12 protein-coding genes and 1 pseudogene are annotated in these 17,388 nt (G+C 55.0%); 10 read left to right on the forward strand and 3 right to left on the reverse strand.

Annotated features, from left to right (window positions below):
• Positions 1-122: 122 nt before the first annotated feature.
• A complete protein-coding gene (locus WFP06_RS13010; protein ID WP_336987705.1) occupies positions 123-2,060 on the reverse strand; it encodes a polysaccharide biosynthesis protein in 1,938 nt (645 codons plus the stop codon).
• A 905-nt stretch (positions 2,061-2,965) separates the two neighbouring features.
• Here WFP06_RS13010 and WFP06_RS13015 point away from each other — a divergent pair.
• The 9 genes from WFP06_RS13015 to WFP06_RS13055 all read left to right on the forward strand — a co-directional run bounded on the left by WFP06_RS13015 (position 2,966) and on the right by WFP06_RS13055 (position 14,004).
• Positions 2,966-3,997 (forward strand): polysaccharide biosynthesis protein, encoded by a 1,032-nt coding sequence (locus WFP06_RS13015; protein ID WP_336987706.1) that lies wholly within the window; start codon positions 2,966-2,968, stop codon positions 3,995-3,997.
• Entirely contained in the window at positions 3,994-5,124 is a 1,131-nt protein-coding gene (locus WFP06_RS13020) for a polysaccharide biosynthesis C-terminal domain-containing protein (protein ID WP_336987707.1), read from the forward strand. Before WFP06_RS13015 ends, WFP06_RS13020 begins: the two co-directional genes overlap by 4 nt.
• Positions 5,121-6,275: a non-hydrolyzing UDP-N-acetylglucosamine 2-epimerase gene (gene wecB, locus WFP06_RS13025; RefSeq protein WP_336987708.1), complete on the forward strand. Its 1,155-nt coding sequence runs from the start codon at positions 5,121-5,123 to the stop codon at positions 6,273-6,275. Before WFP06_RS13020 ends, wecB begins: the two co-directional genes overlap by 4 nt.
• A 172-nt stretch (positions 6,276-6,447) precedes the next feature.
• Entirely contained in the window at positions 6,448-7,737 is a 1,290-nt protein-coding gene (locus WFP06_RS13030; protein WP_336987709.1) for an oligosaccharide flippase family protein, read from the forward strand.
• Entirely contained in the window at positions 7,734-8,942 is a 1,209-nt protein-coding gene (locus tag WFP06_RS13035) for a glycosyltransferase (protein WP_336987710.1), read from the forward strand. Before WFP06_RS13030 ends, WFP06_RS13035 begins: the two co-directional genes overlap by 4 nt.
• A gap of 111 nt (positions 8,943-9,053) precedes the next feature.
• Positions 9,054-10,193 carry an EpsG family protein gene (locus tag WFP06_RS13040; RefSeq protein ID WP_336987711.1) on the forward strand — a complete coding sequence of 380 codons (1,140 nt, stop codon included), beginning with the start codon at positions 9,054-9,056 and terminating at the stop codon, positions 10,191-10,193.
• Positions 10,194-10,811: 618 nt separating this feature from the next.
• Positions 10,812-12,083, forward strand: coding sequence for a glycosyltransferase family 4 protein (locus WFP06_RS13045; protein ID WP_336987712.1), 1,272 nt, complete (start codon positions 10,812-10,814; stop codon positions 12,081-12,083).
• A 72-nt stretch (positions 12,084-12,155) separates the two neighbouring features.
• Positions 12,156-13,301: a DegT/DnrJ/EryC1/StrS family aminotransferase gene (locus WFP06_RS13050; protein ID WP_336987713.1), complete on the forward strand. Its 1,146-nt coding sequence runs from the start codon at positions 12,156-12,158 to the stop codon at positions 13,299-13,301.
• Positions 13,294-14,004, forward strand: coding sequence for a sugar transferase (locus WFP06_RS13055; RefSeq protein WP_336987714.1), 711 nt, complete (start codon positions 13,294-13,296; stop codon positions 14,002-14,004). The genes WFP06_RS13050 and WFP06_RS13055 overlap by 8 nt, the downstream gene beginning before the upstream one ends.
• A 3-nt stretch (positions 14,005-14,007) precedes the next feature.
• On the opposite strand, the gene WFP06_RS13060 is transcribed toward WFP06_RS13055, so the two are convergent.
• Together WFP06_RS13060 and WFP06_RS13065 are read right to left on the reverse strand one after the other, a co-directional pair.
• Complete coding sequence (locus WFP06_RS13060) at positions 14,008-14,637, reverse strand: GNAT family N-acetyltransferase (RefSeq protein WP_336987715.1); 630 nt, start codon at positions 14,635-14,637, stop codon at positions 14,008-14,010.
• A 1,008-nt stretch (positions 14,638-15,645) separates the two neighbouring features.
• A complete protein-coding gene (locus tag WFP06_RS13065) occupies positions 15,646-15,909 on the reverse strand; it encodes a hypothetical protein (protein ID WP_336987716.1) in 264 nt (87 codons plus the stop codon).
• 709 nt (positions 15,910-16,618) lie between these two features.
• Between WFP06_RS13065 and WFP06_RS13070 the strand changes: the two are divergent.
• A pseudogene (locus WFP06_RS13070) lies at positions 16,619-17,388 on the forward strand (hypothetical protein); the annotation flags it as partial.

A 17,388-nucleotide genomic window follows, 5' to 3' on the forward strand; every position in this document is an offset into this window, starting at 1 on the left:
AAAGTTCGCTTATAGCCGTAACAACAGCTAGTGGTGGGTAATCCGGTAACTCGCAAAGCTCACCCAATTACCACGGCTAACAGAACCTTATGATGTTCGCCGCCACCTGCAGATCAACGGGGTCAGGCTACGTGCGAGCGGATAGCCTGCTGACCATTGTACTCGGGTACAAGCGTGCATAGTATTTCCAAAGCTTTGCCGCGATTACCATCGCCCAGGGCATTTTCCATCAGGTCGAGCTGTTCCATCAGATCAGACCAGGTCAGGTGCTGTTCCACAGCGCGCATGATGCGGGAATGCGAGGTGGGTTGAGCAGCGCCGCCGATAAGAAGTTCTTCGTACAACTTCTCGCCATTGCGAAGCCCCACTTCGCGAATTTCGATATCGCCATCGGGGTTCTCTGCATCACGGACCGAAAGGCCGGATAAATGGATCATGGTCCGGGCCATGTCATGGATGCGGATAGGCTTACCCATATCCAGCAGGAAGACGTCGCCCCCTTCTGCCATGGCGCCCGCCTGAATCACGAGCTGGGCCGCTTCCGGGATCGTCATGAAATAGCGTGTAACGTCGCGGTGAGTAAGGGTAACCGGCCCGCCTTCCTTAATCTGTCGCTGGAAGCGCGGAACGACCGAACCACTGGAGCCCAGTACGTTCCCGAACCGCACCATCGCGAAACGCGTCTTGCTCTTTTCCGCGGCCAGACCCTGCAAGACAAGCTCGCAAACGCGCTTGCTGGCACCCATTACATTGGTCGGCCGGACCGCTTTGTCCGTGCTCACCAGGATGAAGTGCTTCACACCCCCCCGCTTTGCCTGAAGCGCGCACTGCAGCGTTCCGAAGATATTGTTCAGCAGGCCGGCGATCACATTTTCTTCGACCAGTGGCACATGCTTGTATGCCGCGGCGTGGAACACCGTATCAGGCGACCACCGTTCGAACAGGCGGTAAACGCTTAGGCGGTCCGAGATGTTGGCGAGTTCGGCGTGGATGGCGGTTGAAGGGTTTATCGCGCCGGTTTGCTGCGCCTCTCTCAGTTCGCTTTCGATTAGATAGAGAGAGTGCTCTGTCATCTCTGCCAGAATAATTGCAGTAGGGTTTAGATCAGAAATTTGGCGGCAAAGCTCACTTCCGATCGATCCGCCCGCTCCTGTTACCATCACCACACGGTCTGTTATGGTCTTATGCAGCAGCAAATGGTTGGGGGGCACTGGATCGCGTCCGAGGAGATCGGTAATTTCGATCTCTTGAAGGCTCTCCGTCGATACCGAGCCGTCGACCAGGTCACCAATTGTCGGCAGGGTAAGCACATGAACCGGAATTTCGGCAAATCGACGGACGATCCGCATCCGCTGCGTTCGAGACACACTCGGTATAGCGAGCAGAACAGTATCAATCTGCAGCCGCTCGACAAGTCTGTCGAGATACTCGTTTTTGTAAATCTTGACCCCGTCCAGATGCTGGCCAGCCAGACGTGCGTCGTCATCGACGTAGCCTTGCAAAACCATCCCTGGCTCGTGCGTGAGGGACTTTGCAAGCTGGCGGCCGGAGGACCCCGCCCCGAAAATAAGAACTTTGCTTGGCGGACCGTCAAAATCTCGCTTGTTCAATAGGTCGAATAACACGTAACGCGCAAAAAGGCGGCTGATTACCAGCAGAGCCCCAAAGACCATAGGTTGCAGTACACCAATGGTGCGAGGCACGCCGGGCGCTGGAATGGCAACAAAAATTGCTGACAGTATGGCCGACATGATCAAGCACGATACAGCGATACCAAACATCGTGCGTGAACCGACAAAACGCATCACCGAATGATAAATTCCCCGGTATGCAAAGACAGGCAGCCAAGTTCCAAGGCTCGAGAAAATAACCGTCGCTACGCCAGGGCTCCACAAATCCCAAACACCGAGCCTAAGAGAAAAAGCTATCCATACTGATAAGACACATAGAACCGCGTCCACGCTTAAGAGCAAGGCGGTCTTAGTACCTCGACCCAATTGTACGAGCCGACGCAAGGCGTCTATCATGTAAGAAAAAGTCGAAGTCCAGAGTTCAGCCATCAGTACCTATTCGCAGTTGCCTTGCGCTTAACGCTTGATAACCTGACATTTAAGAACAGCATTGCCCTTGTACCCCGTTGCATCGGCCGACAAGCCCTGGCAACAAGATTCTGGGTCTCCACAGAGGAACCCTTTATTTCGGTCCCGAATGTGCGTCAACATTGAGAGGATCCTCAGATATGAAGCCATCTCGCTACAATTCACAGATTTGCTTGCGGCGGAGACTTCAAGTTTGAAGGTCCTCCAAATAACCCGCAGCAAAATGATCCGTTTCGATTAGGCAATCAACCAGGCAGTGCTGATTTCTAACGCCAGGAGGCTGGCTCAAGCTGCTTCTTAGCCATCGAGATGCCATGTCAACACACGAATCGTGCCGCCAGTTTATGAAACCCCGGTGCAATCGCATAGCCAATGAGTCGACTTTGTCGAAGCCGACCACATTGAAAAGCCGCGCACTCCTGCCAAATTGAATATGCTTGAACTGGCTTTAAGCCAGTTACCATGTCGCTTATTATATCTGTTCATGTGTAAAGTCTGACGCGATTTATCTGGCTTAAATTCTGAGTTGCCCGATGCAGCGGGTGAGGGGGCACCCAGTCTGTAAAAATTCCCGATATTAAAAGTTCTTAATCCCAAAGTGCACTTGGAGAAACACAAGCTAACATACCGCAATGGCCAGCTATAATCGCCGGTCAAGTAAATTGCGGCGATCAAGCCTAGCCAGCGCGCCCTACCTTTGCAGCTGTTAATTTGCTGAATTGCTGTCGATAACTGCCGAAAATTTTTTGCCCTATTGGCGGTGACGGTCGCGAAAGAAATAGTTAGAAGGACGCAATCGTTCGAATCGCCCGGATCACCGATATCAAATTCTAGGCGCTGCCATTATATTTATCCGCAGGAAACGCATGACTATCGACAAACTGCTCATAACGGGGGGCACCGGCTCCTTCGGCAAAACCATGCTGCGCGACATGCTCGCTAGGGATGTAGCCGAGATAAGGGTTCTCAGCCGCGATGAGGAAAAGCAGGACGCGCTGCGCAACGAATTGCGCGATCCGCGAGTGCGGTTCTACCTTGGAGATATCAGGGATCGCGAAAGCGTCGAACGCGCAATCGCCGGTGTCGATTGCGTGTTTCACGCTGCCGCCCTCAAGCAAGTGCCGAGCTGCGAATTCTTTCCGATGGAAGCGGTTCGCACCAATATAATCGGGTCCGAGAATGTTGTCCGCTCTGCTATCGATGCCGGAGTCCGTAGTGTAGTTTGCCTGTCGACCGACAAGGCTGTCTTTCCCGTCAATGCCATGGGTATGTCGAAGGCGATGATGGAAAAAGTGGCACAGGCGATATCGCGGTCGCTCGAACCAGATTCTCCGACCACGGTTTCGATGGTGCGCTATGGCAATGTCATGTGCTCGCGCGGATCGGCGATTCCACTGTTCATAAATCAAGTCAAATCGGGTCGCCCTATCAGCGTAACCGAGCCAGAGATGACGCGCTTCTTGATGCCGCTTCGGGATTCTGTCTCGCTGGTCCATCACGCGTTTGAGAACGCTGCGCAGGGCGATCTGTTTATCCGCAAGGCACCCGCTTCGACGATCGCCGATCTGGTGACAGCGATAAAGGAGCTATTTGATCGCCCCGACCATCCCGTCGAAGTGATCGGGTGGCGTCACGCCGAAAAACTATACGAAACACTCGCCAGCGCTCAGGAACTTGCCAGCAGCGACGACATGGGTGATTATTACCGTATCCGCATGGATACGCGCGATCTCAACTATCAGGCGTATTTCAGCGAGGGAGATCAGAAGACGGCCCAGCATGAGGACTATCATTCGCACAACACCCAGCGGCTTTCGGTTGAAGAGGTGAAGGCGCTGCTTTTGACGCTTGAGGAAGTTCGCCGCGAGTTAGATCTCTGGCAGAAAGACAAATCGTGAAGGTAGTCATCACAGGCGCTCGCGGCCTGATTGGACACCATGCTGCAGTTCGGCTTCACGCGGAGAATTGTGCTGCTCGGTTCCGGTCACTGCCCGAACCGCACGACTTGGTGTTGCTCGGGCATGCGGATTTCGACGATGACACAGCTCTTGACGCCGCCCTCAGGGGTGCAGAGCTGGTGCTTCATTTTGCGGGGGTCAACCGAGCGAGCGATGCCGATGTGGCCGCCGGGAACCCGGATATAGCCCGGCGCCTTGTCGCGGCCTGTGCTGCGGCCGGGGCGACTCCCCATGTCGTCTACGCCAATTCGACCCACGCCGCAAATGATAGTGTGTACGGCAACAGCAAGCGGATCGCGGGCGAAGCCATCGCCGCGTCCGGGCTGCGCTACACGGATCTTGTCCTGCCGCACATTTTTGGCGAGGGGGCCAAACCCGATTACAACAATGTCACCGCGACCTTTATCAGAAGGATCATTGATGGCGAAAAACCCGAAATCAATGCCGCGGCGGAAGTTCAACTGCTGCACGCCGGGGAGGCGGCGCAGATCGCCATTGATGCGGGCAAGAACGGGGTAGCGGGCCAATTGGCACCGCCGGGGCGTTCGATCCCGGTGGCCGGGCTGTTCAAACAATTGCGTCGGATGCACGACAACTATAGCGCTAACCTGTTTCCCGACCTGAGCGCCCCCTTTACTTTAGCGCTGTTCAACACCTATCGATCTGCCCTTTATCCGGACAGTTATCCGCGAATGCTAAAGCTCAACAGCGACCAGCGCGGCATGCTGTTCGAAGCCACACGCGGCGGCGGGGGGGGGCAGACGTTCCTAAGCTGGACCCATCCCGGAATCACCCGGGGAGAGCATTTCCATCTCGACAAGGTCGAGCGCTTCCTGGTCGTTCAGGGTGAAGCGATAATTCGAATTCGCCCGGTGCTCGGCGAGACGGTCAGCGAATTTCGCGTTTCTGGCGATGCGCCAGCCGCAATCGACATGCCGGCCCTGCACACCCACCATATCGTGAACGTCGGGGACACGCCGCTTTTGACATTGTTCTGGACAAACGCTGTTTTCGACCCAGCTGCCCCCGACACTTATGCCGATCCGGTCTTCGGAGCCCAGAAATGAGCGAATTGAAAGTGATGACGATCCTCGGCACACGTCCCGAGATCATCCGCCTGTCGCGCACCATGGCACGGCTTAACACAATTACCAATCACGTGCTTGTCCACACAGGGCAAAATTACGATTTCGAACTCAATGAGGTGTTCTTCGAGGATCTCGGGGTGCGGAAGCCGGATTACTTCCTCGGCACCGGCGGCGGTACGCTAGGCGAAACGCTGGGAAAAATTCTGACCGAAAGCGAAAGGGTGATCCGGAAGGAGAATCCCGACGCCGTGCTCGTACTCGGCGATACCAATTCGGCGATCTCCGCAATAATGGCGCGCCGCATGAAGGTACCCGTCTATCACATGGAAGCCGGCAATCGCAGTTTCGACCGCAACGTGCCAGAAGAAACCAACCGCAAGCTCGTCGATCACATTTCGGACTTCAACCTGGTCTATACCGAGCACGCCCGCCGGCACCTGCTTGCAGAGGGGATTCACCATCGGCGAATCTATCTCACGGGCTCGCCAATGAGAGAAGTCCTCGATCATTATCAGGATCAGATCGGCGCATCAGACGTGCTCGACCGGCTGGGTCTGGAGCGGCGCGGCTATTTTATTGTCTCATTGCACCGCGAGGAGAATGTCGATAGCAGCGATCGGCTCCGTCAATTGCTGGAAGCTCTGAACGCTCTGGCAAACCATTACGATATGCCGGTGATCATCTCAACCCATCCTCGCACACGGAAGCGGCTTGAGGCCATTGTTGAAGCGCCGATCGACGAGCGCGTGCAATATATGAAACCGTTCGGGTTCCACGACTACAACGCGTTGCAAAAGCACTGTTTCTGCGCCGTGTCCGATAGCGGAACCATCGCCGAAGAGAGCTCAATGATGGGCTTCCCCGCGATCACGCCGCGCGATGCGATCGAGCGCCCGGAGGCTCTGGACGTCGGCTGTCTGATCATGACCGGGCTGAACCGCGACACGATTCTTGACGGTGTCGATGCGGTGACCCGGATGTTCGCTGAGCGCGAAGAATTGGGCATCGCGCATCCGGTGCCTGATGATTACACCGTGACCAACACCTCCGAGCGCGTGGTCAGCCTGATCCTTGGGACGGCACGACTGTCCAACAGCTGGGACGGAATACGTCCAAATGACTTGAATTGATTTGCTTGTTCAGATCGGAAGCCAAACAAGCTCGCTTCATCATTATGACCAGACCTGAATATACTGACCTCGATGTAAGTTCCTGCACCGATTTTTCCGTGCGCGCCATGATACAGTCGGCGATTCCGATCTCAGTTTTCAATATGCCAAATCCCGTTCCCGAAGAGACACAATGACGCGTGCCAACCTCCTGTTTCGCTCTGTCGTCGGAAGCGTTGGAGGGCGCGTGTCGGTTTTGATCGCCCCTTTCTTGGTTATGCCCGCGATGCTCGATTATCTGGGTGTACGTGAGTTCGGTGTCTGGATGACCGCAATCGCCATCACAGGTTTCATTCAGTTTGCGGACCTCGGCATAGGATCAGGGCTGCTTACGAGGCTATCCGCTGCACACGCACAAAACGATATGAGCGCGTTTCGTTCCTACGTTGCGAGCAGTTTTGCTGCGCTTCTAATAGTTGCAATCATAGCATCTTTGATCGGGTTGATTTGTCTTCTTTATCTCTCGAACACGCTGTCACCGATCTACAGCGTAACATTGATCGCTTTTGCCTTCAGTATTCCGGGATCGATTATCTATCGTATCTTCTACGCAACAAATCGGATCGTCGCTGCAAATGTCTGGCAGGTCATCGGGGCATTGCTGTCAGTAGGGGTGGCCTTCACTGCGATACGTGCAGGCTTGTCGACCTCTGCGGTAGTTTTCGCCTATGTTATTGTCGGCCCCCTGACGATGCTGGCAGCCACGGTATGGACCTTGTGGAGGGAGGAGGAAAAACGTCCGAAACCTACGGATATCAAAATGTGGGCGACGATTGATCTTATGGGACTTGGTTGGAAATTCTTTATCTTGGCTATTCTGACGGCGGCATCGATGAACGCCGATAACATTCTCATTGCTCTGCGGCTGGGTGAAGCCGCGGTGACACTATATGCAATCCCGGCCCGTATCGGCACATTGCTGACGTTGATCGCCGGAACGATCGCGATGCCTCTGTGGACCATATACGGCGAAGCTATCACGAGCGGCGATCGTACGTGGGTATGGCGCAACGCTTTACTTATGGCGGCCTTGGGTTTTCTGGCTGTAGCTGCAGCAGGCGCGATATTGACAATCGGGATCGACTTTATTCTACACTTGTGGATGGGCCGTTCCTTTTCTGGACAGCACAAGGTTGTTGCCGGACTTGCTATCTTCTCGGCAGTGACCGCTCTCACCGCCCCATTTAACATGATCCTGAATGCCGCCGGTCAAGTTAAACCGCAGATTGTAGCTTGGGGTCTGTTTGTACCACTGGCAATTGGAATGAAATGGGTCCTGCTCCCGCGAGTTGGTACATGGGTTCTTCCGCTGGTCGATGCGCTTTTATATTCGTTGCTAATCAGCCTTCCGATTTTTTTCCTCGCCCGCTTTGTGGTCCGTTCCGATCAAGCTGGCGACACGCCATTCAAGAGCGTGTCGTGATCAAAAAACGTAAGGTTGCATTCCTTGCCGGTGTATTCCCACGCAAGCAGCACTCCTACATTACACGAAACTCCATCGGCGTGATCCAAAACGCGGCGGATGCCTACCAAAAGAACGTAATTGCCGGTTTGGCAAAAAATGACGACGTCGAGGCAGTTGTCGTCAATCTACCGTTCGTCAGCGCATGGCCCTCATCGTTCAAGAAACCATGGTTTCCAAGGGTGCACGATTCCGAAAATGGAGTGTCGATCGATGGCCGCGGCTTCTCAAATGTTTCGCTGATCCGCTATCCCGCGCGAATATTTGCATCGATGCTGGGCTTGAGTGCGAAACAAGCCCGTGATGCCGACACGATTCTGGTTTATTCTGCTCATGTGCCCTTCATGCTTGCGGCGGTGTTGGTCGGTCGCCTGTTCTCGCGTCGCCAGCTTGCGATTATCGTACTAGACTTACCTGAATATATGGGTGCGATGGGGTTAACTCATAAAATATTCGGCGGCTTCAATAAGGTATTTTTTTATCACTTGATCCGATATTTCGACAAATTCGTCGTGCTAACGGAGGCAATGGTTTCGCGCCTTGATATCGACCCGGAAAAAGCCGTGGTGGTCGAAGGCATCGCGTCCTTGAGCCATCGCGGCGCGGAAGCTGCTGCGAACGATGGCCGAGGGGAAACCTTCTTATACACCGGAACACTGGCCCGCCGCTATGGTATCGAAGAGCTCGTGAAGGGTTTCCAGCAAGTCGAATCTCCCGAGGCTGCCTTGTGGATCTGCGGGGCAGGCGAAGGTGCCAGCTTTGTGGCGGCGGCCGCAAAAGCTGATCCTCGCATTGTATTTTTTGGCCAGGTCGATCGGTCGCGGGCCCTGGAACTGCAAAGGGCAGCTGATTTTCTTATCAATCCGCGTAATGGTAACGATGAGTTCGTACGTTACAGCTTCCCGTCCAAGATAATGGAATATCTCACGTCAGGACGGCCAGTAATCATGTACAATCTACCCGGCATTCCTGAAGACTACCACGGGCATTATTTACCCATTCATTCTTCAGGTGCCGCGGGCATTTGCGCGGCAATCACCTCGGCTATCAGTATGCCCGCCAACGCACGCAATGCGCTGGGCGCAATGGCGTCGGATTTTGTCCGGGCGCACAAGGGCCCCCGCGAACAGGTGCGGCGTATATTAGATCTACTTTACCCGCTTTGAACCGCGCTTGGCATTTGCCATACAAGGCCGTTGTCTTTACGGGACCACCCTCGAACCAAGTATGATAAGCGTTGAGAACTTTCCAGCGAAATTGGGCTATCCGTAAATCGCATGACTATTTATCTCATTTTCTGGTCAGTGACGCTCGCGATTGCGTCCATAATAAAATCAAATCGGATGCAAATCGCGTTTTGCGTTGTCGTGTTCCTTTTTGTCGGGCTTCGCTATGAGACCGGTTTTGACTGGCCCGTTTACAAACGTGCCTTCGAATTGCTTTCTGATGATTTCTCGTTAGAAAGTATAATTTTATACTCTCAGACATTTCAAATAGAGATGGGCTGGCTGATCGTATCTGGTGCAGCGGGGCAGATTTTTCCAGAATACGAATTTCTGCAAGCCTTGGTTACTGCAACACTTCTATTGTCGGTGTATAAATTAAGTCGGGCGCTAGGGGTTCGAAATTTTGCTCTCGCGATTTCGATTGCGTCGAGTTTCCTCCTTCTTACATTAATGTTCTCTACAATCAGGCAATGTTTCGCATTGTCAATTTTCAATTTTGCCATCGTAGCTGCGTTAAACAAGCGTTGGAAATTGATGCTGACGCTCTCGGTGTTCGCGGTGAGCGTGCATGTCAGCACATTATTTTACATCCTTGCATTAGTGTACGCGGCTGCGCGTCCCTCTAAATTGCCTACGCCCATGATGGTAATTTTCATGTCGGTTATCGGGATCGGCGGCATTCTCGCGATACCCTTGGTTTCAAACTATCTTCCGGACCTTCTTGCCAGTCGAGTTGTTTGGTATGGCCTCGACGAAGCATTCCAAGAGATCAGTTGGTGGCAAGTCTATTTTATTATTCTGGGGGCGTTTATTGCGGGCTTTGCGTTGCTTTCAGGCCCTATTGGTCAAAAACTAGATAACAGAGTAACGTTTCATCGTCGAATGATTCTTGGCTTAGCGATCATGTGTCTCTGCACTTACTCGCTCGATGTTGTTCGAGACCGTATATCGTATGAAATGTTCTTGCTATTTTCCATCTACCTGGCTCGGGATGACCTCCCATTGCGTCTGTTGGCTCGACCTATTGCTTTTGCTTTAGGCATCTTCTTTTCTATGCTGAATATTTTCATACCCGCAAATCGGATTGCCTTTATGCCTTATCAAAATGCTTTGACCGTTCTGGTCACCGGCGAGAAGGGCGACGGTCAGTTCCGTCAAGAATCATTCAATCGCGATTTCGACGTTCGTTAGTCGCGATCGCGTTTAGGGCGGTATTCACACGGTCTGATTTTTTAGGGCTCTCTTCGTGGCGGTGATACAATTTACGCAGCTTCTGGCGGCAGGTGGTCAGATTGAATGGTGCGTACGCTTGCAGAGGCTATTCTGGACAGGGTAACTTCTGCGGTTGATGCCCGTGGCGTTTCTGCGGTGCAGCTGAGGTTCAAAGGATTTAGCGGGAACCGTTGGCACCAACTTGCGCGTGAGAATTGTCTTGCAACTGCCTGGCCGCAAGTTGGTGATCGACATTTCGTTAAGATCAAGACGCGTGTTCGCTCTATCCACGTACTGATCTTTCATGGAGAGACGGCTAAATCGAACCAGAGATAGGTCAAGGTGACCGATCTCAGCCAAATCGGATGGCAAAGGGCAAAGCGTTTTCGCAGCTTGTAACGAGGACACGCTGTGCGACGCTCCGCTTTCACTCTGCCGATCATCGATCCAATTTTGCAATTGTGAGACTGCAAACATATGGCCGTCCGGAGTTCTTTGCTGCAATGGCAACATCGGCGCAATTTTGGTTCCGAGGCCGCCAAGGGCGAAGGGCGATCGCTCAAGAGTGGAGATACGCAGTCACAAGGAGAATAACTCTTGAAAAGCCCTGAGACATCCGGAGATATTGTCTACCTCACTCAACTCTACACGCCTGAGCCAACCTTTAAGGGCGATCGCTTCGCCAAAGGTTTGGGCGAAGCCGGTTACGATGTTGAAGTCGTCACGGGTTTTCCCAATTATCCTGGCGGCCGGGTCTATGACGGATACAGGATGCAACCAATGACCAGGGGAACCGAAGATGACCTCAGGGTAGTGCGCCTTATGACTTATCCCTCACATGACCGCAGCGCAGTACGGCGCATTCTATCCTATCTAAGCTTTACGATCACATCCTTCGTGTACCTGCTTTTCCGCCGTCGCCCGGAACTGATCTACGTCTACTACCCATCCTTGACAGCGGGGCTCGCTGCCATTGCAATCAAATGGATCAAGCGCGTGCCGGTGGTAGTCGACATTCAGGATATGTGGCCGGATTCGCTGGGCGCTGCCGGGATGATGCAGAACGGCAAACTGATCGCGGTCGTCGAATGGTTCTGCCAGATGCTCTACCGTCATGTGGATCATATCGTTGTTCTCTCGCCCGGGTTTCGCAATACGCTTATCGAACGCGGCGTGCCGGCGGAGAAAATCACCGTTATTTACAATTGGGCAGATGAGCTCGAAGCAAAGGCCGGCGCCGCCGCGGCCTTGCCCGCCGCTTCGCCGTTCGATCCTGAGCACAGCTTTACTCTACTCTTTGCTGGCAATATGGGCGCGGCACAGCAACTTGACTCCGTCTTGGATGCGGCAAAGGCACTGGCGGCGGAGCGCCCTGATATCGGAATCTATTTCATGGGCGGCGGCGTCGATCTTGAGCGGCTCAAGGCGCGCGTCGCAGACGAGGAGATCGGCAATGTGCGCTTCCTGCCCCGCGTGCCGCTACACGAGGTCCAAAATATTCTCCGCCAAGCCGGTGCGCTACTGGTTCATTTGACCCGTGACCCGCTCTTCGCGATCACCGTGCCGTCCAAGACCCAAGCGTACCTATATGCGGGACGCCCCATTGTGATGGCTGTCGAGGGGAATGCGGCCGATCTGGTGGCCGAAGCCCAGGCCGGACTTGTGGTGGAGCCAGAGAATCCGCAGGCCCTGGCCGAGGCAATTCGCACGCTGGCAGATCTGGGCTTTGCGGGAAGGGCGGAGATGGGTGAACGGGCCCGCGCCTTTTACGACCGACGAATGACCTTTCGCCGCGGCATTGATGGCACAATCGGCATAATTGAGCGGTTCCGCAGTGGTCCGCGTGCCGAAGTGCAACGCAGCACCTAGTCATTCATGGCGCCAGCCGTTAAGCGGCGGCGGCGCCCAACCGGGCTGCGCACCGCTATTTCAGGAGGAAGAATGCCCGTCCCGTTTTTTAAGCCATCAATCGGCGACGAAGAGATAGCTGCGGTCGTCGAGTGTCTGAAGTCTGGCTGGCTCACGACCGGTCCCAAGACCGGCGAGTTCGAGGAGCAGTTCGCGGAAACGATTGGTGGCGGGGTTCATGCGCTTGCGGTCAACAGCGCGACAGCTGCATTGCATCTCGGGGTTGATGCGCTCGGCATCGGACCGGGGGACGAGGTTATCGTGCCGACCCTGACCTTTACCGCAACCGCCGAAGTCGTGCGTTATGTCGGGGGCATTCCAGTGTTCGTAGATTGCGACCCGGCAACGCTGTGCATCGACCCGAAAGCAGCTGAAGCCGCTATCACCGAGCGCACGCGCCTCATCATGCCGGTCCATTTTGCGGGGCGCATGTGCGACATGACTGCACTGCGCGAAATTGCCGATCGTCATGGGCTCAAGATTCTTGACGATGCGGCTCACGCCCTGCCCGCAAGCCATCAGGGCCAGTCGGTCGGACTGACGGGCGCCGATGTCACGGCATTCAGCTTTTATGCCAACAAGACCATGACGACCGGAGAAGGCGGGATGTTGGTGACGCGCGATGCAGAACTCGCCGGCCGCGCGCGCATCATGCGGCTGCACGGTATCGATCGCGACGTTTTCAATCGTTTCAGCGACCCGCGTGCAAGTTGGATGTATGACGTGGTTGCGCCAGGTTACAAATACAACCTCACCGATATTGCATCGGCGATGGGCAGCGTACAATTATCCCGCCACCAGGATTTCGCTTTGCGCCGGACTGAACTGGCGGCGCGTTACGACACCGCCTTTGCCGATTTGCCGCTCATCTTGCCGCCTCACCCTGCGCCAGGCGACACGCATAGCTGGCACCTTTACATCGTCCAGGTTGCCTCCGACTCGAAGGTGAACCGCGACGAGCTGATCGCTGCCCTGCGCGAGCGCGGCATTGGCACTTCGGTCCATTACCGCCCGCTTCATCAGATGCAATTTTGGTCATCATATTGCGAAGGCCGCAGCTTTCCAGCCGCGGATACCTACTTCGACCGGTGCGTGTCGCTACCCCTGTTCATGGCAATGACGAACAAAGAGCAGGATGAGGTGATTCAAACGGTCCGCAGTGTAACCTGCAATGGCTAAACGGCTGTTCGACATCCTGTTTTCGGGCCTCGCGCTTATTTTTTCGGCGCCTCTCTGGGTGCTCGCCGCGATCGGGATCGTAATTTCGTCTCCTGGTCCCATCCTCTATCATGCGACCCGTATCGGGAGAGGTGGTAAACCTTTCCGGATGGTAAAATTCCGGACAATGACGGTGGGGACGGCTGGGCAAAGCGAGATCACGTCGCCCGGAGACAGTCGCATATTTCCCTTCGGGCGAACGATCCGCCTGTTGAAAATTGACGAGCTCCCCCAACTTCTGAATATTCTGCGGGGCGAAATGTCGATCGTCGGACCTCGACCGGAGTCGGATATTATTGTGGCCACGCATTATTCCGGCTGGATGCGTGAAACACTCCGCGTTGCGCCCGGCTTGACCAGCGTGGGCGCTCTTTTCGGCTACAGCTATGGCGAGGAACTAATTGACCCGTTGCGCCCGGAAGAATCTTATGTCGAGCGGGTGTTGCCTGCCAAGCTGGCGCTTGAGCGTGCCTATCTCGAGCGCGCCAATATCTTGAGCGACATTGCCTGTATTCTTCGCACAGCCGCGGCCATCTTGATCGTGCCATTCGGGTTAAAACTAGCGCCCGCCAGAACAGACCAGCGGACGGCTCAGAGGTGGGTGGAAGCAGCCGTATTTCCTGTGGCCATGAGCAGTCAGCTCAAGTCATTCACTCGGGATTGAGCTTCATTTGTTGATCGAAAGATCGCACGTCATCACTTCCAGAACCCGCGCGCCGCGTAGCTCAGTTCCTCGTTTCTCAAAACCATGGCGAAGATAAAAATCGACCACCGGAGCATTGTCGTCGCGGTCTGTGGTCAGCGTGACTTCACTGGCTCCAAGACGCCGACTCTGGTCACAAAACGCCAGCAGCAGTTTCGATCCGACACCTGTCCCAAGCCGACTTGTTGCGATCGAAGAAAGCTCCACAACACTCGTATTGCCCTTTCCGGCCGCCGATATGCGACCTGTGTTGCGCGCTATCTCGACAAGCAGCGAGGGACGACGCAGGAGAGATAGCGCGATGATCGGCAGCAGACGCAGCCGCAGGGATCGGAAGTGTTTATAGAATGCTTCGGGATCCCTAAACCCTACAGCAAAACCATCCAGCGCATCCGCATCGTCAGAGTTTACCAGGAATATCGCCGCATCGTAACGCATGATCGCCTTATAATAGGCACGAAGAAACCGAGGCCCCATCCGGTCCAGGAAAAAACCCTTGAAAGCGATCTGGTGAACCCGAACTACGTCCGGCAGGTCGCCAGCGATTGCATTGCGGACACGAGAAGAAGAAACGTTGTGCTTTTTTCTCGCCATCAACGAATATCCTCAATCACGCGATAAAAAATCATGCCATGGTTCCTGATTTGCATAGATTGCACCGCTGGTCGACACGTGTTCTCGCGGCGCGAACAATGCGATAAGCTACCGATTGCACCGGCATCGTATGGACCACAAGCGCGATCAGTGGTTGGACGCTGTGCCGACATTGCCATTGGCCAGCCGCGGGCCGAATTCCCTGACCAGGTCCACAATCTTGCTCTACGGGTGGTGCCAAACCAGATCATACTCGTGATTAGTGTAGATTACCGTGCTGTCATAGCTGCGATAATCGGCGCACCTCAAGCCATCGACCTGCTGGCCCGCGGTTTGATTGCTAGATCACGGTGCCGATGACACCTCACTTCGTCCGCTTCAATCCCGAAATTCACACGCGGCGGGATCAGCCGCGACGGTTATCCGGCCCGTTTCCGTTTCTTTAGACTTGAAGCCCAACGTGTTAAACGCGGTATCCCGCTGCAGCGCCGGCTGGAAGATGATGCACCCGGATTACCGTGCTACCGATCTTTTGAAAGCCGGGTTGACCGGCGCCGCGGTCGTTGAACGCTGGGAACAGCAATCCTCGCAAGCCAGACAGCATCCACCAGCTCAGCCGGCGGTAATCCGCCGTCCATTTGCCGAAATGGCCATGCCAGTTGTGCCAGACGGTGCCTGTCCACGCGATTTGGTGGTCCCGTCGAGCACAAGGCGGTGGTTGCTTCGGCGCTAACCGCTGCGCGCCTCGCTCTCACAAGAATGGCTCGAGGCAAGTCCGCTTATCGTCGCCCGTCAAACCTGGGGCCACGATAGTAAAGGCAAGAGCAAGCTCGGGAACGCAGCTGTGCGAAGCGCAACCAGACTTTGGTCCGCGCGGTTATCCCGTTTGTTGGCGGGGCTTGGACTATTGCAACCTTTGCATTGCCTGGCGCCGCTCCGGCACGATGATCGCGCGCTATGAAACGTTTGCTGTAAACGGGCTTGCTGCGCCGCCATGCCCATCACAGGCTATTTTGGAATCTGGCCTTTGATCCGACGCTTGGCGAGGAGAAAAAGCAGCGTGGGCCACACGACGGTGTTCAAAATATCGACAAACGGCTCCCACTGGGGAGACGAATTTCCCGGCGTTAATGCATCGACAATTTCGTTGGCGATCGCAAAGCCCAACACAATCAGAATCGGGATGGGCGACCGCATACGTCGCTGAAACAGCAAAGCTGTCGCGAAAAAAATAATTAAGCCAACATGGACATGCAGCAGGCTCTCCGTCATTCCAAAAGACTGGCTAAGCCATATCTTGAAATGTGAATATTGATTAAATAACGGGACTATCTTGCCAAGCATTTCTGAGTCGATTTATTAAGTAAATATGCAAAATAAGAACGTCATTTTGTGTTTTGCATTCTACCTCGCAAGGCGCGCCACGACAATTCCAGGTTCGGGCTTATACTCTCAGTGCCGCACCGACAATCCCTTCAGCTTTGCCCTCAAAATATAACCGCCGAGTAACCGCGGGCGCCGCGGATATTCCGGCCGACATCGCCAAGGTCACTCTCGTCACATACGCATTGACCGCCCGCTATGCTGCTCCACGCCCGATGGCGACCGGGTAGCGATTGTCGATTTGGTATGCACGGCCCGGTTTTGAGAAAAACAAGATCAACCTGCTGCCGCTGATACTGGTCTGGTTGGATAATTTGGGCGAAGTCCCGCGTCAATTCGAAGTTCCGGATGTCACGCTGGCTCCGCAAATCACGAGGGACACCTGTAAGACTTTTCGGAATCTGACGCGCAAAACCATTTGAGCGGTGCCGGCTGCCCAATTATGCGAAGCACTGCATTCTGCCGGTGTGTCGCTGCCCGTGTGTCGCTGTTAATTGTTGCTGGAGCGGGCTGTGTAACGGGCAAGGCAGCGTTTGGGCATCAAGAGTTTACAATTAACCGGTTTGCGTGGAGAAAGGAATTGTCTATTCGCCCGCGCATGTCTCGTCATTCCGCCGCAGCCCCCGGTCGCGCAACGTCCCTGTCCTTCTGGATGCTCGTCGCTTTCCTCGCAATTCTGTGGGTAGCGGGCGGCGCCTCGCGCGCTGATGTGCTTGGCCAGCCCGTTGTCCGTTTTTCCGCCTGGTCGATGGTCGTCGTGGCAATTCTGGCGCTGCCGCGGGTCGACTGGCGAGCGGTGAAGGAGCCGGCGATCATCCTGGGCACATCAGCGCTGCTGGTAGCCCTGCAACTGGTCTTGCTCCCGCCGTCGATCTGGACGCAATTGCCAGGTCGTGCCATCTTCACCGAAGCAGCGGTGCTGACAGGAACGCAGCAGCCCTGGCGCCCGCTGTCGATCTCGCCGAGCGGCACGGGTAACGCACTGGCATCGCTGATCGTGCCCGCGGCAGTCCTGCTTCTTGCAGCCAACCTGACCCGCGAGCAGCACTGGAGAATAGCGGTCCTTGTGCTGGGGATGGTGGGGGCAGGCGCCGTGCTCGGCGTGCTGCAGTTCTCGGGCGCTAATTTCGACAATCCGCTGATCAACACTCCACCAGGCTCCGTGGCCGGCAATTTTGCCAACCGCAATCATTTCGCTACCTTTCTGGCAATCGGTAGCGTTCTGGCGCTTGCTTGGGCCTTTGGCGATGAGGCTTCGCCTTGGAAGGCCGCAGCGGCTTTCGGGCTTATAGTCATTTTCATTCTTATGGTTCTCGCGACAGGATCGCGCAGCGGGGTCTTGGTTGGGCTTGCGGGGATCGTGCTGAC

The sequence above is a fragment of the Altererythrobacter aquiaggeris genome (assembly GCF_037154015.1).
GTDB lineage: Bacteria > Pseudomonadota > Alphaproteobacteria > Sphingomonadales > Sphingomonadaceae > Aestuarierythrobacter > Aestuarierythrobacter aquiaggeris.